This window comes from Agrococcus terreus (genome assembly GCF_014645235.1).
Taxonomy (GTDB): Bacteria; Actinomycetota; Actinomycetes; order Actinomycetales; family Microbacteriaceae; genus Agrococcus; species Agrococcus terreus.
Window position 1 is genome coordinate 1,597,984 of the sequence record NZ_BMLM01000001.1, and the last position, 18,113, is coordinate 1,616,096.

17 protein-coding genes are annotated in these 18,113 nt (G+C 73.0%); 7 read left to right on the forward strand and 10 right to left on the reverse strand.

The genetic code is table 11. The features are described 5' to 3' along the window. Positions 1-7: 7 nt before the first annotated feature. The 3 genes from IEW90_RS13830 to tkt are packed head-to-tail and all read right to left on the reverse strand — an operon-like array spanning position 8 to position 4,835. Positions 8-1,603 carry a glucose-6-phosphate isomerase gene (locus tag IEW90_RS13830; protein WP_229679540.1) on the reverse strand — a complete coding sequence of 532 codons (1,596 nt, stop codon included), beginning with the start codon at positions 1,601-1,603 and terminating at the stop codon, positions 8-10. Further along, positions 1,600-2,712: a transaldolase gene (tal, locus tag IEW90_RS07715; RefSeq protein WP_188717577.1), complete on the reverse strand. Its 1,113-nt coding sequence runs from the start codon at positions 2,710-2,712 to the stop codon at positions 1,600-1,602. Before tal ends, IEW90_RS13830 begins: the two co-directional genes overlap by 4 nt. A gap of 26 nt (positions 2,713-2,738) precedes the next feature. Then, positions 2,739-4,835, reverse strand: a complete 2,097-nt coding sequence (gene tkt, locus IEW90_RS07720; protein ID WP_229679541.1) for a transketolase — start codon at positions 4,833-4,835, stop codon at positions 2,739-2,741. 200 nt (positions 4,836-5,035) lie between these two features. On the opposite strand from tkt, the gene IEW90_RS07725 reads away from it, so the two are divergent. Further along, the gene (locus IEW90_RS07725) at positions 5,036-5,986 is read left to right on the forward strand and encodes a heme o synthase (RefSeq protein ID WP_188717579.1); all 951 of its coding nucleotides are present in this window, start codon (positions 5,036-5,038) and stop codon (positions 5,984-5,986) included. A gap of 27 nt (positions 5,987-6,013) precedes the next feature. Here the strand turns inward: IEW90_RS07725 and IEW90_RS07730 are convergent, their stop codons facing one another. Continuing rightward, positions 6,014-6,970 carry a Ppx/GppA phosphatase family protein gene (locus tag IEW90_RS07730; protein ID WP_188717580.1) on the reverse strand — a complete coding sequence of 319 codons (957 nt, stop codon included), beginning with the start codon at positions 6,968-6,970 and terminating at the stop codon, positions 6,014-6,016. A 64-nt stretch (positions 6,971-7,034) separates the two neighbouring features. After that, positions 7,035-7,943 (reverse strand): COX15/CtaA family protein, encoded by a 909-nt coding sequence (locus tag IEW90_RS07735; RefSeq protein WP_188717581.1) that lies wholly within the window; start codon positions 7,941-7,943, stop codon positions 7,035-7,037. 187 nt (positions 7,944-8,130) lie between these two features. On the opposite strand from IEW90_RS07735, the gene sufB reads away from it, so the two are divergent. Genes sufB through IEW90_RS07760 form a run of 5 tightly spaced genes read left to right on the forward strand, consistent with a single transcriptional unit; the run spans position 8,131 to position 12,178 of the window. Further along, positions 8,131-9,549, forward strand: coding sequence for a Fe-S cluster assembly protein SufB (gene sufB / locus IEW90_RS07740; RefSeq protein WP_188717582.1), 1,419 nt, complete (start codon positions 8,131-8,133; stop codon positions 9,547-9,549). Further along, positions 9,549-10,736: a Fe-S cluster assembly protein SufD gene (gene sufD / locus IEW90_RS07745; RefSeq protein ID WP_188717583.1), complete on the forward strand. Its 1,188-nt coding sequence runs from the start codon at positions 9,549-9,551 to the stop codon at positions 10,734-10,736. Before sufB ends, sufD begins: the two co-directional genes overlap by 1 nt. Continuing rightward, positions 10,733-11,056, forward strand: a complete 324-nt coding sequence (locus IEW90_RS07750) for a non-heme iron oxygenase ferredoxin subunit (protein ID WP_188717584.1) — start codon at positions 10,733-10,735, stop codon at positions 11,054-11,056. The genes sufD and IEW90_RS07750 overlap by 4 nt, the downstream gene beginning before the upstream one ends. Before the next feature lie 31 nt (positions 11,057-11,087). Further along, positions 11,088-11,846 (forward strand): Fe-S cluster assembly ATPase SufC, encoded by a 759-nt coding sequence (sufC, locus tag IEW90_RS07755; protein ID WP_188717585.1) that lies wholly within the window; start codon positions 11,088-11,090, stop codon positions 11,844-11,846. Continuing rightward, positions 11,846-12,178: a metal-sulfur cluster assembly factor gene (locus IEW90_RS07760; protein ID WP_188717586.1), complete on the forward strand. Its 333-nt coding sequence runs from the start codon at positions 11,846-11,848 to the stop codon at positions 12,176-12,178. Before sufC ends, IEW90_RS07760 begins: the two co-directional genes overlap by 1 nt. Before the next feature lie 57 nt (positions 12,179-12,235). Here the strand turns inward: IEW90_RS07760 and IEW90_RS07765 are convergent, their stop codons facing one another. Beyond that, positions 12,236-12,607, reverse strand: a complete 372-nt coding sequence (locus IEW90_RS07765) for a tryptophan synthase subunit alpha (protein WP_188717587.1) — start codon at positions 12,605-12,607, stop codon at positions 12,236-12,238. Further along, positions 12,604-14,469 carry a DEAD/DEAH box helicase gene (locus tag IEW90_RS07770; protein WP_188717588.1) on the reverse strand — a complete coding sequence of 622 codons (1,866 nt, stop codon included), beginning with the start codon at positions 14,467-14,469 and terminating at the stop codon, positions 12,604-12,606. The genes IEW90_RS07765 and IEW90_RS07770 overlap by 4 nt, the downstream gene beginning before the upstream one ends. 51 nt (positions 14,470-14,520) lie before the next feature. On the opposite strand from IEW90_RS07770, the gene pnuC reads away from it, so the two are divergent. Then, complete coding sequence (pnuC, locus tag IEW90_RS07775; RefSeq protein WP_188717589.1) at positions 14,521-15,219, forward strand: nicotinamide riboside transporter PnuC; 699 nt, start codon at positions 14,521-14,523, stop codon at positions 15,217-15,219. A 12-nt stretch (positions 15,220-15,231) separates the two neighbouring features. Here the strand turns inward: pnuC and IEW90_RS07780 are convergent, their stop codons facing one another. From IEW90_RS07780 to IEW90_RS07790, 3 genes are all read right to left on the reverse strand, one after another. Continuing rightward, positions 15,232-16,749, reverse strand: coding sequence for a DHA2 family efflux MFS transporter permease subunit (locus IEW90_RS07780; RefSeq protein WP_268236821.1), 1,518 nt, complete (start codon positions 16,747-16,749; stop codon positions 15,232-15,234). A gap of 115 nt (positions 16,750-16,864) precedes the next feature. Then, a complete protein-coding gene (locus tag IEW90_RS07785; protein ID WP_188717590.1) occupies positions 16,865-17,905 on the reverse strand; it encodes a LacI family DNA-binding transcriptional regulator in 1,041 nt (346 codons plus the stop codon). Further along, positions 17,893-18,087: a hypothetical protein gene (locus IEW90_RS07790; protein WP_188717591.1), complete on the reverse strand. Its 195-nt coding sequence runs from the start codon at positions 18,085-18,087 to the stop codon at positions 17,893-17,895. Before IEW90_RS07790 ends, IEW90_RS07785 begins: the two co-directional genes overlap by 13 nt. Positions 18,088-18,113 lie beyond the last annotated feature (26 nt).

The following is an 18,113-nucleotide window of genomic DNA, read 5'->3' on the forward strand; positions in this document are numbered from 1 at the left end:
GTGTCGGTCACCGCGCCGCGAGGGCGAGGAGCCGGTCGAGCCCCTCGTCGAGGTCTTCGAGCGTGAGCGTCAGCACGGGCCGGCCGTGGTCGGCGAGCACGCTCGCGTCGCCCGAGGCCTGCGCGTGGATGAGCTGGCCGAACGAGAACGGGCGCCCGGGGATCTCGAGGTCCTCGTGCGGCCGGCCGAGCAGCTGCAGGAAGACGCCGTTCGGCGTGCCGCCCTTGTGGTACTGGCCGGTCGAGTGCAGGAAGCGCGGGCCCCAGCCGAACGTGACCGGGTGGCCCGTGCGCGCCGCGAGCACGGCGCGGAGCCGCTCGAAGCGGGGCTGCCCGATGCGGTCGAGGTAAGCGTGGACGGCCACGTAGCCGCCCTCGCCGAGCGCGCCGAGCAGCGCGTCGAGCGACGCCTCCACGGTCTCCTTCGCGACGTCGGCGGTGCCGCGCACCTCGATCGAGCCGTCGACCGCGACGGGCGCGGCCTCCGGCTGCAGGTCGTCGAGGAGGCCGCGGGCGGCGATCTTCGCCGACTCCACGTCGGGCTGGTCGAACGGGTTGATGCCGAGCAGGCGTCCGGCGACGGCGGTCGCGAACTCCCACACGAGCAGCTGCGCGCCGAGCGTGCCGGCCACCTCGACCTCGCCGTGCTCGACGTGCTTGGCCTCGCGGGCCGAGCCGACGAGCCGCACGACCTGGAGGTCGCCGAGGTCGGCGGACAGCTCCGGGGCGTCCTTCTCGAGCACGACGGGCAGGATGCCGACGCCCTCCTTGCCGGTCGACTCCGCGATGAGCTGCTCGGCCCAGTCGCCGAGGCCGAGGATGTGCGTGCCGTCGGCGACGATGCCCAGCTTGTCGCGCAGCGGCGACGTGCCGGCGATGACCGCCGCGAGGCGGAGGCCCGGGTTGTCCTCCGAGTCCTCGCTGATCTCCGGCAGCGCCGCGATCGCCTCGTCGAGCAGCTCGCGCACGTCGACGCCCGCGAGGGCCGAGGGCACGATGCCGAAGGCCGTGAGCGCCGAGTAGCGGCCGCCGACGTTCGGGTCCGCGTTGAACACGCGGTAGCCCGCGGCGCGGGCGTCGGCGTCGAGCGGGGAGCCCGGGTCGGTGACCACGACGATGCGCTCGGTCGGGTCGATCCCCGCCTCGCGGTACGCGGCCTCGAACGCGCGGCGCTGGCTGTCGGTCTCGAGCGTCGAGCCCGACTTCGACGAGACGACGAGCGCGGTCTGCGACAGGTGGTCGCGGAGCGCCCGGCGCACCTGGCCCGGCTCGGTCGAGTCGAGCACCGTGAGGTTGACGCCCTCGGTGCGCGTGATGACCTCCGGCGCGAGCGACGAGCCGCCCATGCCGGCGAGCGCGATGCGGTCGACGCCCTTGGCGCGCAGCTCCTTGCGGAGCGCCTCGAGCTCGTCGACGAGCGGACGCGTCACGGACGCGGCCTCGACCCAGCCGAGGCGGATCGACGCCTCGGGCTGCGCGGCCTCGCCCCAGAGCGACGCGTCGCCCGAGACGATGGCGCCGGCGACGCCGTCGGCCACGAGCTGCGGCACGACGCGGTCGATGGCCTCCTGCGCGGCACCCGATGCGGTGAGGATGAACGTCATCGCGCCACCGCCGCATCGAGCTGCCCGCGGACGGTCTCGACGAGCTCGGCCCACGAGGCGTCGAACTTCTCGACGCCCTCGTCCTCGAGCACCTGGACGACCTCGGCGTAGGAGACACCGACCGCCTCGAGCGCGTCGAGCACGCCCTCTGCCTCGTCGGCCGTGCCGGAGACCGCATCGCCGCGGATCTCGCCGTGGTCGGCGACGGCCTCGAGCGTCTTCTCGGGCATCGTGTTCACGGTCTGCGGCGCGACGAGCTCGGTCACGTAGAGCGTGTCGGGCAGCGACGGGTCCTTGACGCCCGTCGAGGCCCACAGCGGCCGCTGCGTGTTGGCGCCCGCCTCGAGCAGCGCCTGCGCGCGCTCCGAGCCGAAGGCCTCCTGCCACACGCGGTAGGCGAGGCGAGCGTTCGCGACGCCGGCCTTGCCCTTGAGCGCGGCTGCCTCGTCGGTGCCGATCGCCTCGAGGCGCTTGTCGATCTCCGTGTCGACGCGCGACACGAAGAACGAGGCGACGGAGTGGATGCGCGAGAGGTCGTGGCCGGCCTGCTGCGCGCGCTCGAGGCCCGTGAGGTAGGCGTTGATGACGTCGCGGTAGCGGTCGAGCGAGAAGATCAGCGTGACGTTGACGCTGATGCCCGCGCCGATCGTCGCGGCGATCGCCTCGAGCCCCTCCTGCGTGGCGGGGATCTTGATGAGCACGTTCTCGCGGGCGACGAGCTCGTGGAGCTGCTGCGCCTGCGCGATCGTGCCCTCGGTGTCGCGGGCGAGGCCGGGCTCGACCTCGATCGAGACGCGGCCGTCGAAGCCGCCGGTCGAGCGGTAGAGCGGCGCGAACAGGTCGCACGCGTTCGCCACGTCGGTGGTCGTGAGGTGCGTGATCGTCTCGTCGACGCTCGCGCCCTTCTCGGCGAGGGCCTTGACGTCCTCCGCGTACGACTCGCCGTTGGCGAGCGCGTTCGCGAAGATCGTCGGGTTCGTCGTCACGCCCACGACGTCGCGGGTCTCGATGAGCTCGGCGAGGTTGCCGGACAGGATGCGCTGGCGCGACAGGTCGTCGAGCCAGATGCTGACGCCTGCGTCGCTGAGCGCCTTCGTGTGCTGGGTCATGCGGTTGCCTCCAATGTGCGCCCGCGTCAGCGAGCGGCCTCGATCGATGCGCGCGCGGCCTCCACCACGGCCTCCGCCGTGAAGCCGAACTCGCGGAACAGCGTCTGCCAGTCGGCGCTCGCGCCGAAGTGGTCGATCGCCACGGTGCGGCCGGCGTCGCCGACGATGCCCTGCCAGGTGAGCGCGGAGCCGGCTTCGACCGACACGCGCGCGCGCACGGCGGCCGGCAGCACCGACTCGCGGTACTCGGCGCTCTGCTCGGCGAACCACTCGAGCGACGGCGCCGCGACGACGCGCGCCTGCACGCCCTCGGCGCGCAGCTGCTCGCGCGCCTGCAGCGCGAGCTGCACCTCGGAGCCCGTGGCGATGAGGAGCACATCGGGCGTGCCCTCGGCCTCGGCGAGCACGTAGGCGCCCTTCGCGACGTTCGAGGCGTGGGCGAGGACGTCGCCCGAGGCCTCGCCCTCGCCGCGCTCGAGCACGGGGAGGTTCTGGCGGGTGAGCGCGATGCCGACCGGCTGGTCGCGGCGCTCGAGGATCGTCTTCCACGCCCACGCGGTCTCGTTGGCGTCCGACGGGCGGACGACCTCGAAGCCGGGGATGGCGCGGAGCGTCGCGAGCTGCTCGATGGGCTGGTGCGTGGGGCCGTCCTCGCCGAGCGCGATCGAGTCGTGCGTCCAGACGTGGATGGGGTGCACGCCCATGAGCGCGGCGAGGCGCAGCGCGGGGCGCTGGTAGTCGCTGAAGATCAGGAACGTGCCGCCGTAGGGGCGGGTGTTGCCGTGCAGCACGATGCCGTTGAGGATCGACGCCATCGCGTGCTCGCGGATGCCGAAGTGCAGCGTGCGGCCGGCGTACGAGCCCTGCGGCCACGCCTTCGTCGAGCGGTCGCCGGGCACGAACGAGCCCTTGCCCTCGAGCGTGGTGTTGTTCGACTCGGCGAGGTCGGCGGAGCCGCCCCACAGCTCGGGGAGCACGTCGGCGAGGGCGTTGAGCACCTTGCCGCTCGCGGCGCGGGTCGACACCTCGGTGCCGGCCTCGAAGGTCGGCAGCGCGTCGGCGAGGCCCTCGGGCAGCTCGCCCGCCTCGATGCGGTCGAAGAGCGCCTTGCGCTCCGGCTCGGCCGCGGCCCACGCATCGAAGCGCGCCTGCCACGCCTCGCGCGACGCCGTCGCGCGCTGCGCGGCGTTGCCGCGGGTGTAGTCGATGACCGAGTCGGCGACCTCGAACGACTGCTCGGGGTCGAAGCCGAGCACCTGCTTCACGGCCGCGACCTCGTCGCCGCCGAGCTTCGAGCCGTGGATCTTGCCCGTGCCCTGCTTCGAGGGGGCCGGCCACCCGATGATCGTGCGGAGGATGATGAGGGTCGGCTTCTCGAGCTCGCCCTTGCCCTGCTCGATCGCGGCGTGGAGCGCCTCGACATCCTCGACGTAGCCCTCGGGGGTGCGCCAGGAGACCTCGAGCACCTGCCAGCCGTAGGCCTCGTAGCGGGCCTTGACGTCCTCGGTGAAGGCGATGTCGACGTCGTCCTCGATCGAGATCTCGTTCGCGTCGTAGATCGCGATGAGGCGGCCGAGGCGCTGGTGGCCCGCGAGCGAGCCGGCCTCGCTCGTGACGCCCTCCTGCAGGTCGCCGTCGCCGGCGATCACGTACGTCCAGTGGTCGAACGCCGACTCGCCCTCGGGGGTCGCCGGGTCGAAGAGCTGGCGCTCGTAGCGCTGCGCGTAGGCGAAGCCGACGGCCGAGGCGAGGCCCTGGCCGAGCGGGCCCGTCGTGATCTCGACGCCCTTCGTGTGGCGGTACTCCGGGTGGCCGGGCGTCTTCGAGCCCCACGTGCGGAGCGACTCGATGTCGGCCTTCTCGAGGCCGGAGCCCGTGAGGTAGAGCTGGATGTACTGCGTCAGCGACGAGTGGCCGACGGAGAGGATGAAGCGGTCGCGGCCGACCCACTGGTCGTCGGCGGGGTCGCGGTCCATCACCTTCTGGAACAGGAGGTGGGCGACGGGGGCGAGGCTCATGGCCGTGCCGGGGTGGCCGTTGCCGACCTTCTCGACGGCGTCCGCCGCGAGCACCCTCGCGGTGTCCACGGCCTGCTGGTCGTCGTTGGTCCATTCGAGCGCCAAGGAGGCTCCTTCTGACAGGCGGCACGCGGCCGCTGCGTATGCGGGCTGTTGCGACCGTCCCAGCATAGTGAGGGCATGGGTGCGCGCCCGGTGCGTGACCCCCGGTGACGGGCGGCGCGCGGACGGTGGCGGCGTCCGCGGGCGCGATAGGATGGGGGAGGCCGCGCCCACCGGCCCGCACACCTCGAGATCGGGAGTCCATGTCGCACGCGACCCAGTCGGACGCGCACCACGCGCCGACCGCACAGCGACCGACGGTACAGCGACCGACCCTCCGCACGAAGGCCGCCGCCTACGTCGCCCTCACGAAGCCGCGCGTCATCGAGCTGCTGCTCGTCACCGCGCTGCCGACCATGGTGCTCGCGGCGGGCGGCGTGCCGCCGCTCGTGCCGGTGGTCGCGACGCTCATCGGCGGGTTCCTGAGCGCGGGCAGCGCGAACGCGTTCAACATGATCATCGACCGCGACATCGACCGCGTCATGCACCGCACGAAGCAGCGGCCGCTCGTCACGGGCACGCTCTCGGTGGGGGAGGCGAAGGGCTTCGCCTGGACGCTCGCGGTCGTCTCGACGCTCGTGCTCGGCGTGTTCGCGAACTGGCTCGCGGCGGCCCTCTCCATCGCGGCGATCTGCTTCTACGTGTTCGTCTACACGATGCTGCTGAAGCGCCGCACCGAGCAGAACATCGTCTGGGGCGGCATCGCCGGCTGCTTCCCGGTGCTCATCGGCTGGGCGGGCGTCACCGGCACGCTCGACTGGCCCGCCTGGATCCTCTTCACGCTCGTCTTCCTCTGGACGCCGGCGCACTACTGGCCGCTGTCGATGAAGTACCGCAGCGACTACGAGGCCGCCGACGTGCCGATGCTCGCGGTCGTCCGCGGCCGCCAGATGGTCGGCGTGCAGGTCATCCTCTACGCCTGGGCCTCGCTCGCGTGCACGTTGCTGCTCATCCCGGTGGGCGGCATGGGGCTGCTCTACGCGGCCGTCGCGGTCGTCGCGGGCGGCTGGTTCGTCTGGGAGTCGCACGCGCTGTACGGGCGCGCGATCCGGGGCGAGCGCGAGATCCGCGCGATGCGCGTCTTCCACGCCTCGAACACGTACCTGACGCTCGTCTTCCTCGCGGTGGGCGTCGACCCGCTGCTGCCGTTCTAGCCCGCGCCCGCGGCGGCCGCGATCGGCCTACAGCCGGTCGAGCATGTCGAGCAGGCGTCCCTCGCGGAGCGCCCACGGGCTCACGTCGAGCTCCTTCGCGCCGAACGCGCGCATCGCCTCCGAGAGCACGATGCCGCCCGCGACGATCTGGAACGTGCGGTCGGGCGTGATGCCCGGCAGCGCGGCGCGCGAGGGCGCGTCCATGCGCGCGAGCCGCGGCACCCAGTCGTCGAGCTGGTCGCGGCGCAGCACCACCCGGTCGGCGCCGCCGACGCCCGGCATCGCGTTGCCCGCGAGGCGCGCGAGCGAGCGGATGGTCTTCGACGAGCCGACGACGTGGTCGGGCCGCCCGACGGGCTTCGCCTCCGCGACCGCGTCCTCGAGCACGGCCTTCGCGTACATCCGGAGCGCCCTCTGGTCGGCGGCGGTCGGCGGGTCGCCGTGGAAGAAGCCGACCGTCGAGCGGCCGGCGCCGAGCGGCACCGAGAGCGCGATCGCGGGCTCCTCGTCGTCGCCCGCGGCGATCTCGAGCGAGCCGCCGCCGATGTCGAAGAGCAGGATCCGACCGGCGGACCAGCCGAACCAGCGGCGCACCGCGAGGAACGTGAGCCGCGCCTCGTCGGGGCCGGAGAGGATCTGCAGCGGCACGCCCGTCTGCGCCTCGATGCGGGCGACGACGTCGTCGCCGTTGTCGGCCTCCCGCACCGCGCTCGTCGCCATGACGACGAAGTCGTCGAGCTGCTCGCCGCGCGCGATCTGGGTGCACTCGCCGATCGCGTCGAGGAGCGCCGCGACGCCCTCGTCGCTGATCGCGCCGTCGACGAGGTAGCGCATGAGCCGGAGCGTGCGCTTGTGCGAGCGGGAGGGCACGGGCCGCCCGCCGCGGCGCACGTCGACGATGAGCAGGTGCACCGTGTTCGAGCCGATGTCGAGCACGCCGAGGCGCGCGCCGTGGCCGATCGCGGTGTCCGGGGGAGCGGTCATGGTGCGATCCTGCCACCCGGCGCCACCGGCACCCCGCAGGTGGGGTCTGCCGTCGGGCCCGGTGTCAGGCCGCGACGGCCTCCCGGTCGTCGGTCGCGACGGGCGCGGCCTCGGCCGGCGGGCGGAGCGACAGCACGACGGCCGAGCCGAGCGCGGCGATGATCACCGAGAGCACCATGTGGATGCCGACGAGCCCGATGGGCAGGCCGAGGTTCGACTGCGCGATGCCGATCGCGACCTGCAGCAGCACCACCGCGAACGTGGCGACGACGAGGCGGAGGTGGCGGCGGGGGCCGCGCAGCACGGCCGCGGCGAGCACGGCGCCGAGGAGCGCGACGAGCGCGTAGCCGGGCCAGGCGTGCACGTGCTGCATGACGGATGGGTCGAGGCCGTTGCGCGCCGCGCCGCCGTCGCCGGCGTGCGGGCCGGAGCCGGTCGTGAGCACGCCGACGACGATCACGACGGCGAGCACGGCCGTCATGGCATGGACGAGGATCGTCTGCCCGCGGGCCGCGACGCGGGGGCCGCTCGGGCCGACCACGACCTTCCAGGTCATGACCGCCGCGAGCACGACCAGCACGACCGAGAGGAAGAAGTGGATCCCGACGGTGTCGGGGCGCAGGTGCATCCAGACGACGACGGCGCCGATGAGCGCCTGCGCGACGGTGAGGCCGACGACGAGGCTCGCGAGGGTCACGATCGTCCGGCCCGCGCGCTGGACGATCGCCATGACGAGCATGACGACGGCGATGAGGACGACGATGCCGCCCCAGACGCGGTTGCCGAACTCGATGAGCCCGTGGATGCCCTGCTCGGGCACGGGCGTGAACGACTCCGGCGTGCAGTTGGGCCACTCCGAGCAGCCGAGACCGGAGCCCGTGAGGCGCACGGCCCCGCCGGTCCCGACGATCACGATCTGCGACACCAGGGTCGCCCACGCGGCGATGATCAGGCTCCGCGAGCGCTGCAGCACGATGCACCTCTCTGCCTCGCGCGATAGGATCGGGGTCGAGCCCATCGGCTCCGAGACCCCAGCGCCGCATCGGCGGCGCCGCATGCGCGCGGCACATCCAGTATGGCCCTCGCAGGGAGGCTCGCGAGACGAGCGGAATGCCGAGGAGCGCCGCGGGGTTCTCATTGATGCGTGGAAGGGGGAGACGATGTCCGACGTCCTGATCGATCGTCCCGAGCTCGAGGGCCTGGGGCAGTACGAGTTCGGGTGGCACGACTCCGACGAGGCCGGCCAGATCGCCAAGCGAGGCCTGAGCGAGCAGGTGGTCCGCGAGATCTCCGAGCTGAAGAACGAGTCGGAGTGGATGCTGGAGCGGCGCCTGAAGGGCCTCCAGCTGTTCGGTCGCAAGCCCATGCCGACGTGGGGCGCCGACCTCTCCGGCATCGACTTCGACAACATCAAGTACTTCGTGCGGTCCACGGAGCGCCAGGCGCAGTCGTGGGAGGACCTCCCTGAGGACATCCGCAACACGTACGACCGCCTCGGCATCCCCGAGGCCGAGCGCTCCCGCCTCGTCGCCGGCGTCGCCGCGCAGTACGAGTCGGAGGTCGTGTACCACCAGATCCAGGAGGACCTGGAGCGCCAGGGCGTCATCTTCATGGACACCGACACGGCGCTGCGCGAGCACCCGGAGATCTTCGAGGAGTACTTCGGCACCGTCATCCCGGCCGGCGACAACAAGTTCGCCGCGCTGAACACGGCGGTGTGGTCGGGCGGCTCGTTCGTCTACGTCCCGAAGGGCGTCCACGTCGAGATCCCGCTGCAGGCCTACTTCCGGATCAACACCGAGAACATGGGCCAGTTCGAGCGCACGCTCATCATCGCCGACGAGGGCTCGTACGTGCACTACATCGAGGGCTGCACGGCCCCGATCTACTCGTCCGACTCGCTGCACTCGGCGGTCGTCGAGATCATCGTGAAGAAGGACGCCCGTGTCCGCTACACGACGATCCAGAACTGGTCGAACAACGTCTACAACCTCGTCACGAAGCGCGCCATCGCCGAGGAGGGCGCGACGATGGAGTGGATCGACGGCAACATCGGCTCCAAGGTGACGATGAAGTACCCGTCGATCTACCTCGTGGGCGAGCGCGCCAAGGGCGAGACGCTGTCGGTGGCCTTCGCGGGCCCCGGGCAGCACCAGGACGCCGGCGCGAAGATGATCCACATGGCGCCGCACACGACGTCGTCGATCGTCTCGAAGTCGATCGCGCGCGGCGGCGGCCGGGCCGGCTACCGCGGCGAGGTCCGCGTCGACGCCAACGCCCACCACTCCGCGAACACCGTGCGCTGCGACGCCCTGCTCGTCGACACGATCTCCCGCTCCGACACGTACCCGGCGATCGACATCCGCGTCGACGACGTCGTGCTCGGCCACGAGGCGACCGTGTCGAAGGTGAGCGAGGAGCAGCTGTTCTACCTCATGTCGCGCGGCATGGAGGAGGACGAGGCGATGGCGATGATCGTCCGCGGCTTCATCGAGCCGATCGCCCGCGAGCTGCCGATGGAGTACGCGCTCGAGCTCAACAAGCTCATCGAGATGAGCATGGAAGGATCCGTCGGCTGATGACCGTCATCGACACGACCCCCGTCGTCCCCGTCCAGACGCGCTCCGAGCGCCCCTGGTCGTTCGACCCCGAGGACTTCGAGCGGCCGACCGGCCGCGAGGTCAACTGGAAGCTGAGCGACCTGCGCCGCCTGGCGCCGCTGCTCGTCGACGAGGAGACCGAGGCGGGCGAGCGCTCGCTCGACTACGACACCGGCGACGCCGAGGCCCGCGGCCTGCTCGTCGAGTCGACGGGCCACGACGCCGCACCGCGCGGCGAGATCTTCCAGCCGGAGGACCTCGCGAGCGCGATCGCGTGGAAGCGCTGCGCGAACGCCCTGCACGTGCGCCTGCCCGAGGGCCAGGCCGTCGAGGCGCCCGTCGTCGTCCGCATCGCGGGCCGCGGGGCCGACGTGCACGGCAACGCGCACATCGTCATCGAGGCGATGCCCGGCTCGCAGGGCACGGTCGTGCTGTCGCACGAGGGCTCGGCCGCCTACGCCCAGAACGTCGAGATCCTCGTGCGCCCCGGCGCGCGGCTCGAGGTCGTCTCGGTCCAGGACTGGGAGGACGACGCGGTGCACGCGGCGGCCCACCAGGCCGTCGTCGAGCAGGGCGGGTTCCTGCGCCACATCGTCGCCTCGTTCGGCGGCGGCGTCGTGCGCGTGAACCCCTCGGTGCGCCTCGCGGGCGAGCACGCGGAGGGCGAGCTGTTCGGCCTCTCGTTCGCCGACGCGGGCCAGCACCTCGAGTCGCAGGTCTACCTGCACCACGAGGGCGTCTCGACGAAGGGCGACGTGCTCTACAAGGGTGCGCTGCAGGGCGAGGGCGCGCGGTCGGTCTGGATCGGCGACGTGCTCATCGGCTCGGGCGCCACGGGCACCGACTCGTACGAGAAGAACCAGAACCTCGTGCTCACCGACGGCACGCGCGCCGACTCGATCCCGAACCTCGAGATCGAGACGGGCGACATCGCGGGCGCCGGCCACGCCTCGGCCACCGGCCGCTTCGACGACGAGCAGCTCTTCTACCTGCAGTCGCGCGGCATCGAGGAGGAGGAGGCGCGTCGCCTCGTCGTCATCGGCTTCCTCATGGAGATCGTGCAGAAGGTGGGCGTGCCCGAGGTCGAGGAGCGCCTGGCCGCCGCGATCGAGGAGGAGCTGCGCCGCGGCGCGAGCCTCGCGCCCGCCTCGCGGGCCGGCGCATGACCGCTCAGCGAGCCTGCGGCGTGGGCGACGTCGCCGTCGGGTCGGCCCTCCGGGTCGAGCTCGACGGCGTCGCCGTGTGCGTCGTGCAGGACTCCGCGGGCGCGATCCACGCGCTCGGCGACACCTGCACCCACGGCGAGATCTCGCTCGCGGAGGGCTTCGTCGAGGACGACGCCATCGAGTGCTGGGCCCACGGCTCGCAGTTCGAGCTCACGACGGGGAAGCCGAAGAACCTGCCGGCCTACGAGCCCGTGCCGGTCTTCCCCGTGACCATCGACGGCGACGACGTGCTCGTCGACGTCCAGAACCCACTGACGTGACGCGGCACGAGCCGCGGAGGAAGGGAGCGCGATGAGCGTGCTGGACATCAAGGACCTGCAGGTCTCGATCGAGACCGAGCAGGGCAAGAAGGAGATCCTGCGGGGCGTCGACCTGACGATCAGCTCCGACGAGATCCACGCCGTGATGGGCCCGAACGGCTCGGGCAAGTCGACGCTGGCCTACACGATCGCGGGCCACCCGCGGTACACGGTCGACGGCGGCTCGATCACGCTCGACGGCGAGGACGTGCTCGGCATGAGCGTCGACGAGCGCGCCCGTGCGGGCCTGTTCCTCGCGATGCAGTACCCGGTGGAGATCCCCGGCGTGACGGTCTCGAACTTCCTGCGCACCGCGAAGACCGCGGTGTCGGGCGAGGCGCCGCGCGTGCGCGAGTGGATCGGCGACGTCCGCACGGCGATGGAGTCGCTGCGCATGGACCCGTCGTTCGGCGAGCGCAACGTCAACGAGGGCTTCTCGGGCGGCGAGAAGAAGCGCCACGAGATCCTCCAGATGGAGCTCCTGCGCCCGCGCTTCGCGGTGCTCGACGAGACCGACTCGGGCCTCGACGTCGACGCGCTGCGCATCGTCTCGGAGGGCGTGAACCGCATCAAGGGCGAGACGCTGCTCGGTGTGCTCCTCATCACGCACTACACGCGCATCCTGCGCTACATCCAGCCCGACCACGTGCACGTGTTCGTGAACGGCCGGGTCGCCGAGCAGGGCGGCCCCGAGCTCGCGGAGCGTCTCGAGGAGGAGGGCTACGACCGCTACCTCAAGGCCGGCGTCTGATGGCGCTCATCGAGGTCGAGGCGGCGAAGTTCGACCAGATCACCGATGCGCTCAAGGACGTCGTCGACCCGGAGCTCGACGTCAACATCGTCGACCTGGGCCTCGTCTACGACCTGGCCTGGGACGACGAGCAGGACGCGCTCGTCATCTCGATGACATTGACGTCGGCGGGCTGCCCGCTCACCGACGTCATCGAGACGGAGATCGCCGAGAAGCTCGACGGCGTCGTGGAGCAGTTCCGCATCAACTGGGTGTGGATGCCGCCGTGGGGTCCGGAGCGGATCACCGAGGACGGCCGCGAGATGATGAGGGCTCTAGGGTTCACCATCTGACCACCACGAAGGGGACGACCACCGCGGTCGTCCCCTTCATCGTGCCTCCAGCGACCGCTACGCCGCGTCCCTGCTCACCCGCGGCGCCCACGCCCGCTCGGGCTCGGCGGGCTCGAGCATCGACCACACGGTCGGCGCGAGCGGCGGGTAGTCGTCGACGATGCGCCGCAGCACGAGGTCGCTCACGTCGTGCCCGGGCCGCACGGCGTGCGGCGGCAGGATCCGCTCGGAGCGCAGCAGCAGGACGACGATCTCGTCGACGCTCGGCAGCTCCGACATGAAGTCCCACGGGTCCTCGCCGGAGCGCAGCCGCTCGTCGACGAGCACGGAGCGCTCGTCGGCGGCCTCGGCGCGCAGCACCTCGAGGCTCGCGCGCCGGCGCGGCGCCGGGTGGGGGGTCGCGTCGTGGGGCGTCGGAGCCTCCGTCATCGATCCCGTCCGTGGCGGGGCTTGCGCGCGGGCCGCTCGTCGCGGTCGCCGCGGGGCGCCCGGTCGTCGCGGTCGCGGCGCGGGGCGCGGTCGTCGCGGTCCCTGCGCGGGCCGCGGTCGTCGCGGTCGCGGCGGGGTCCGCGCTCATCGCGCTCACCCCGCTCACGGCGCCCCGTGTCGACGCGCAGGTCGATCGGCACGCCGAGGATGCGGGTCTGCGACAGCTTCTCGAGCTGGCCGGGGGAGAGCTCCGGCAGCTCGACGAGCGTGAAGTCGTAGCGGATGGTGATGCGGCCGAAGTCGTCGCGGCCGAGGCCGCCCTCGTTGGCGAGCGCGCCGACGATCTGGCGCGGCTCGACGCCCCGCCTGCTGCCGACCGCGAGGCGGTAGGTCGTCGCGTCCGAGGGGCCGCGGCGCGGGCCCCGCTCCGCGCGGTCCGGCCGGTCGCCGGCGTCGCGGTCGCGGCCGCGCTCCCGCTCGCGCGGCGGCTGCAGCGCGCGGTCGGCCTCGGCGTCGAGCAGCAGCGGGGTCTCGCCCTGCGCGACGACGGCGAGCGCCGCCGCGACGTCCTCCTGCTGCGCGTCGTGGTTCTCGACGTAGTGGGCGATGATCTCGCGGAACCGCTCGATCCGGTCCGTCTCGGCCAGGGCTGCCGTGATGGCATCGTCGAAGCGCGTGAGGCGGGTCGCGTTGACCTCGCCGGCGCTCGGCATCGGCATGACCGCGACGGTGCCGCGGGTCGCCTTCTCGATGGCGCCGAGCATCCGGCGCTCGCGCGCGGTGACGAAGCTGATCGCGTCGCCGGTGCGGCCGGCGCGGCCCGTGCGGCCGATGCGGTGCACGTACGACTCGGTGTCGATCGGCAGGTCGTAGTTGATGACGTGGCTGATGCGCTCGACGTCGAGGCCGCGGGCGGCGACGTCGGTGGCGACGAGCACGTCGAGGGTGCCGGAGCGGAGCGCGTCGATCGTCTTCTCGCGCTGCGGCTGCGCGATGTCGCCCGAGATGGCGGCGGCCGCGTAGCCGCGCGCGCGGAGGCGCTCGGCGACGGTCTCGGTCTCGTTGCGCGTGCGGGTGAAGACGATCGCGGCCTCGAAGGGCTCGACCTCGAGCACGCGGGTGAGCGCTTCGAGCTTCTGCTGGTACGAGACCATGAGCGCCCGCTGCGTGATGCTCGGCGAGGTCTGCGAGCCGCCCTTCACGGTCACCTCGGCGGGCTGGCGGAGGTGCTGCTGCGAGATGGCGCGGATCTGCCTCGGCATGGTGGCCGAGAAGAGCGCGACCTGCTTGTCGGCGGGCGTCTGCTGGAGGATCTCGTCGACGTCCTCGGCGAAGCCCATCCGGAGCATCTCGTCGGCCTCGTCGAGCACGACGTGCGTGAGGCCCGAGAGGTCGAGCGTGCCCTTGGCGAGGTGGTCCATGATGCGGCCGGGCGTGCCGACGACGACGTGGACGCCGCGGCGCAGCGCCGAGAGCTGGACGCCGTAGCCCTGGCCGCCGTAGATCGGGAGCACGTGCACGCCGCCGAGGTGGGCGGCGTAGCGCTCGAAGGCCTCGCAGACCTGCACGGCGAGCTCGCGCGTGGGCGTGAGCACGAGCGCCTGCGGCTCGCGGCGGTCGACGTCGATGGCGGCGAGCACGGGCAGCGCGAAGGCGGCCGTCTTGCCCGTGCCGGTCTGGGCGAGGCCGATGATGTCGCGGCCCTCGAGCAGCAGCGGGATGGTCTCGGCCTGGATCGCCGAGGGCGTCTCGTAGCCGACGTCGTCGAGCGCGGCGAGGATGCCGGCGGGGAGGCCGAGGTCGGCGAAGGTCGTGCGATCGCCCTCGTCGTCGGAGGCGGGAGCGGTCTGCGTGTCGGTCATGCCTCCAACGCTACGCGCTGCGGAGGCCTCCCGCAGACCTACGCTGGTGGCATGGACCTCGACTGGCTCGCCGCGATATACGGCGCGACCATCCCCGTGGGCGGCGGCCAGGAGCTGCTGCTGCGCGAGGTGGTGGGCAACGCGTTCGGCCTGGCGAGCGCGGTCGGCGGGATGCTGCGGCGCGTGTGGGCGTGGCCGGTCGGCATCGTCGGCAACGTGCTGCTGCTCACGGTCTTCCTCGGCGCGCTCTTCGACCCGACGCACACGCTGCCCGCGCTGCTCGGCCAGGCGGGCCGCCAGGTGATGTTCATCGCCGTGGCGATCTACGGCTGGGTGCGGTGGCGGCAGGCGCGGGGCGCCGACGGCCAGATCGTGCCGCGCTGGGCCACCTGGCCGCAGCGCGCCGGGCTCGCGGTCGTGCTCGTCGTCGGCACCGTGGCGCTCACGCCGCTGTTCGCGGCGCTCGGCTCCTACGAGCCGGTGTGGGCGGATGCTTGGACCTTCGTCGGGTCGCTGCTGGCCACCTACGGCATGGCGCGCGGCTGGACGGAGTTCTGGCTCGTCTGGGTGCTCGTCGACCTCGTCGGGGTGCCGCTGCTGCTCTCGGCGGGCTACTGGGCGACCGCGGCGATGTACGCGTTCTACGGCGCGTTCACGGTCTGGGGCTTCGTGGTGTGGGCGCGCGCACGCCGCAAGCCCGCGGTCGAGACCCTGCTGCCGGATCCGCGGATCGGGCCGACCGAGCGCTGACCGAACCGGGCGCTAGTCGTCGGCGACCGCTCCCTGTGCGGGCGCGGCGGCCGAGCGCCGCTCGGGCGCCTTCGGCGGCGCGAAGCACAGCGCCGCCACGATCGCGACGAGCAGCACCGCGGCCGGCAGCAGCATCGACTGCCCCATCGCGGCGGCGAACGGCGCGACGAGCTGCTCGGGCAGACCGCCGGTGCCGCCCTCCTGCTCGGCCGTCGGCGCCATCCCGAGCTCGGCGGTGAGCCGCGCCGTCATGAGCGCGGCGATCGACGCCGAGCCGATGACGGCGCCCACCTGTCGCATCGCGTTGTAGACGCCGGCGCCCGCTCCGGCGGCGGACAGCGGCAGGTTGCGGGTGGTGGTCACCGAGATCGGCCCCCACATGAACGCGTTGCCGACGCCGAGGAGCGCGGAGGGCAGGAGCAGCCACAGCACGTCGACGCCCGGCTGCATCCACGCGGCGTACCAGGCGAGCGCACCCGCGACGGACGCGATGCCGAAGGCCGCGAACAGCTTGACGTCGCGGCCCTGGAGGGCGCGGCCGACGAGCGGCGAGAGGACGCCGGCGAGGATCGCCATCGGCAGCAGCAGCAGCGCCGACTCGGTCGTGCCGAGCCCGCGCGCGGTCTGCAGGTAGAGGAAGAGCGGCACGCCCTGCGCGGTGATCGCGAAGCCGACGGCCGAGATCGCGATGCAGCCGAGCGTGAAGCTGCGGTCGCGGAAGAGCGAGAGCGGCAGCAGCGGCTCGCCGCGCGTGCGCGCCTGCCACCGGACGAACGCGGCGAGCAGCACGACGCCGACGGCGACGAGCCCGAGCAGGCCGGGCCCCGAGCGGCCGGCCTCCTGCACGCCGAACACGAGGGCGAGCATGCCGGCGGAGCTCAGCACGACGCCGAGCAGGTCGAAGCGGTGCCCGCTCAGCGGCAGCCGCGGCACCGTGCGGACGACGAGCAGGAAGCCCAGCACGCCGACGGGGACGTTGATGAAGAAGATCCACGACCAGCCGACGCTGTCGATGAGGAGGCCGCCCACGAGCGGGCCGACGAGCGTCGCGAGGCCCGCGATGCCGCCCCAGAGCCCGAGGGCGGCGCCGCGGCGGTCGGGCGCGAAGGTGCGCGTGATGACGGCCATGGTCTGCGGCGTCATGAGCGCGGCGCCGAGGCCCTGCGCGACGCGCGCGACGATGAGCACCTCGATGCTCGGGGCGAGCCCGCACGCGAGCGAGGAGGCGGTGAAGAGCGCCAGGCCCGCGAGGTAGACGTGCTTGGGCCCGAAGCGGTCGCCGAGCCGGCCGGTGACGAGCAGCGGTGTCGCGTAGGCGAGCAGGTAGGCGCTCGTGACCCAGACGACGCTCGTGACGTCGGCGTCGAGCGAGCGCATGAGCGCGGGGGTGGCGATCGTCACGATCGTCGAGTCGACGAGGATCATGAAGAAGCCGAGGACGAGCGACCAGAGCGCGGGCCAGGGGCGGTCGATCCGCGGGTCGCGCGGCTCGTCGAGGGTCCCGGTCGCGGGCTGCTGGGCGGCGCTCACGCTGCCTCCGATCCGGCGTCGCGGTCGGGCGCCCCGCCCATCCTGCACCCGGTCGCCCACGAGCCGCGCATCCGTGCCCTGCGCGTCGCCTGCGGGCGCGGCCGGACGCCGTGGTTTACGAGGCGCGCGGGGGAGCGGTGCTCTCGCGCACGACGAGGGTGGTCGCGAGCGGCGGCACCGCCTCGGGCGCGCCTCCGTCCAGCATCGACAGGAGCGCCCGCACCGCGGCGTCGCCCTTGGCGTCGAGGTCCTGCCGGACGGTCGTGAGGGGCGGCGTGACGCGCGAGGCGAGCGGCACGTCGTCGAAGCCGACCACCGACAGGTCGGCGGGGACCGAGAGCCCGGCTTCGCGCGCGGCCTCGAGCACCTCGACGGCGGCGAGGTCGGACCAGCAGAGCACCGCGGTCGGCGGCGCGGCGAGCAGCTCGCGGATGCGGGCCCGGAGCGCGTCGTCGACCGAGGTGGCGCCGGTCGCGACGATGCGCGGCACGACGTCGGCGGCCTGGAGCGCGGCGTACCAGCCGGCGAGGCGGCCGCGCGTGACGGAGTAGTCGGAGGCGGGCGGGTCGTGCAGCGGCCGGCCGTCCGCGTCGATGCCTCCGGCGACGATCGCGATGTCGCGGTGGCCCAGGTCGAGCAGGTGCTGGGCGGCGGCGCGCGCCCCGCCCTCGTCGTCGAGCGCGACGCTCGCGACGCCCTCGATCGGGAGGCCCTCGACGCGCACGATCGGCAGGCGGCGGCGGAGCAGGTCGCCGACGCCCTCCGACTGCGGGGCGCAGGAGTAGACGATCGCGCCGTCCATGGCGACGTCGCGCGTCGGCACGATGTCGCCCGAGCGGTTGGAGTGCAGGAGCGCGAGCGAGTAGCCGGCGTCGGCGAGGCCCGCTGCGGCGGCGCGCATGAAGCCGACCGAGACCTCGTCGACGAAGGCGTCGAAGGGCGAGGTCTCGAGGAGCATGCCGACGACGCCCGTGCGGCCGCGGGTGAGGGCGCGCGCCGCGGCGTCGGGCCCGGCGTAGCCGAGCCGCTCGGCGGCGGCGAGCACCCGCGCGCGCAGCTCGCCGGAGAGCTGGTCGGGCCGCGAGAACGCGTTCGAGACCGTCATCCGGCTCACGCCGACCTCGTCGGCGATGGTCTGCAGCGTCACACGGGCCATGCACCCATCCTGGCCGACGCCGCCTGAGGCACGTCGACGCGGCGCGCGAGCGAGCGCAGGCCGCGCGCGAGCGAGCGGCGGAGGACGGGGAGGCGGCGGCCGCGGGCGCGGCGGGTCGCGCGGCCGTCGCCGGGGCGGCGGTCGTCGAGCGAGGAGAGGATCGCGAACTGCATGGGATCCATCGGACTGCCTTTCTGTATCGGTATAG

Bases quoted from the DNA above. Each gene is read 5' to 3' on its own strand.
- IEW90_RS07750 (WP_188717584.1), top strand. From the start codon at position 10,733: ATGACCGCTCAGCGAGCCTGCGGCGTGGGCGACGTCGCCGTCGGGTCG.
- IEW90_RS07770 (WP_188717588.1), bottom strand. From the start codon at position 14,469: ATGACCGACACGCAGACCGCTCCCGCCTCCGACGACGAGGGCGATCGC.
- sufB (WP_188717582.1), top strand. From the start codon at position 8,131: ATGTCCGACGTCCTGATCGATCGTCCCGAGCTCGAGGGCCTGGGGCAG.
- tal (WP_188717577.1), bottom strand. From the start codon at position 2,712: ATGACCCAGCACACGAAGGCGCTCAGCGACGCAGGCGTCAGCATCTGG.
- IEW90_RS07725 (WP_188717579.1), top strand. From the start codon at position 5,036: ATGTCGCACGCGACCCAGTCGGACGCGCACCACGCGCCGACCGCACAG.
- sufC (WP_188717585.1), top strand. From the start codon at position 11,088: ATGAGCGTGCTGGACATCAAGGACCTGCAGGTCTCGATCGAGACCGAG.
- IEW90_RS07760 (WP_188717586.1), top strand. From the start codon at position 11,846: ATGGCGCTCATCGAGGTCGAGGCGGCGAAGTTCGACCAGATCACCGAT.
- IEW90_RS13830 (WP_229679540.1), bottom strand. From the start codon at position 1,603: ATGACGTTCATCCTCACCGCATCGGGTGCCGCGCAGGAGGCCATCGAC.
- sufD (WP_188717583.1), top strand. From the start codon at position 9,549: ATGACCGTCATCGACACGACCCCCGTCGTCCCCGTCCAGACGCGCTCC.
- IEW90_RS07790 (WP_188717591.1), bottom strand. From the start codon at position 18,087: ATGGATCCCATGCAGTTCGCGATCCTCTCCTCGCTCGACGACCGCCGC.
- pnuC (WP_188717589.1), top strand. From the start codon at position 14,521: ATGGACCTCGACTGGCTCGCCGCGATATACGGCGCGACCATCCCCGTG.
- IEW90_RS07765 (WP_188717587.1), bottom strand. From the start codon at position 12,607: ATGACGGAGGCTCCGACGCCCCACGACGCGACCCCCCACCCGGCGCCG.
- IEW90_RS07730 (WP_188717580.1), bottom strand. From the start codon at position 6,970: ATGACCGCTCCCCCGGACACCGCGATCGGCCACGGCGCGCGCCTCGGC.
- IEW90_RS07785 (WP_188717590.1), bottom strand. From the start codon at position 17,905: ATGGCCCGTGTGACGCTGCAGACCATCGCCGACGAGGTCGGCGTGAGC.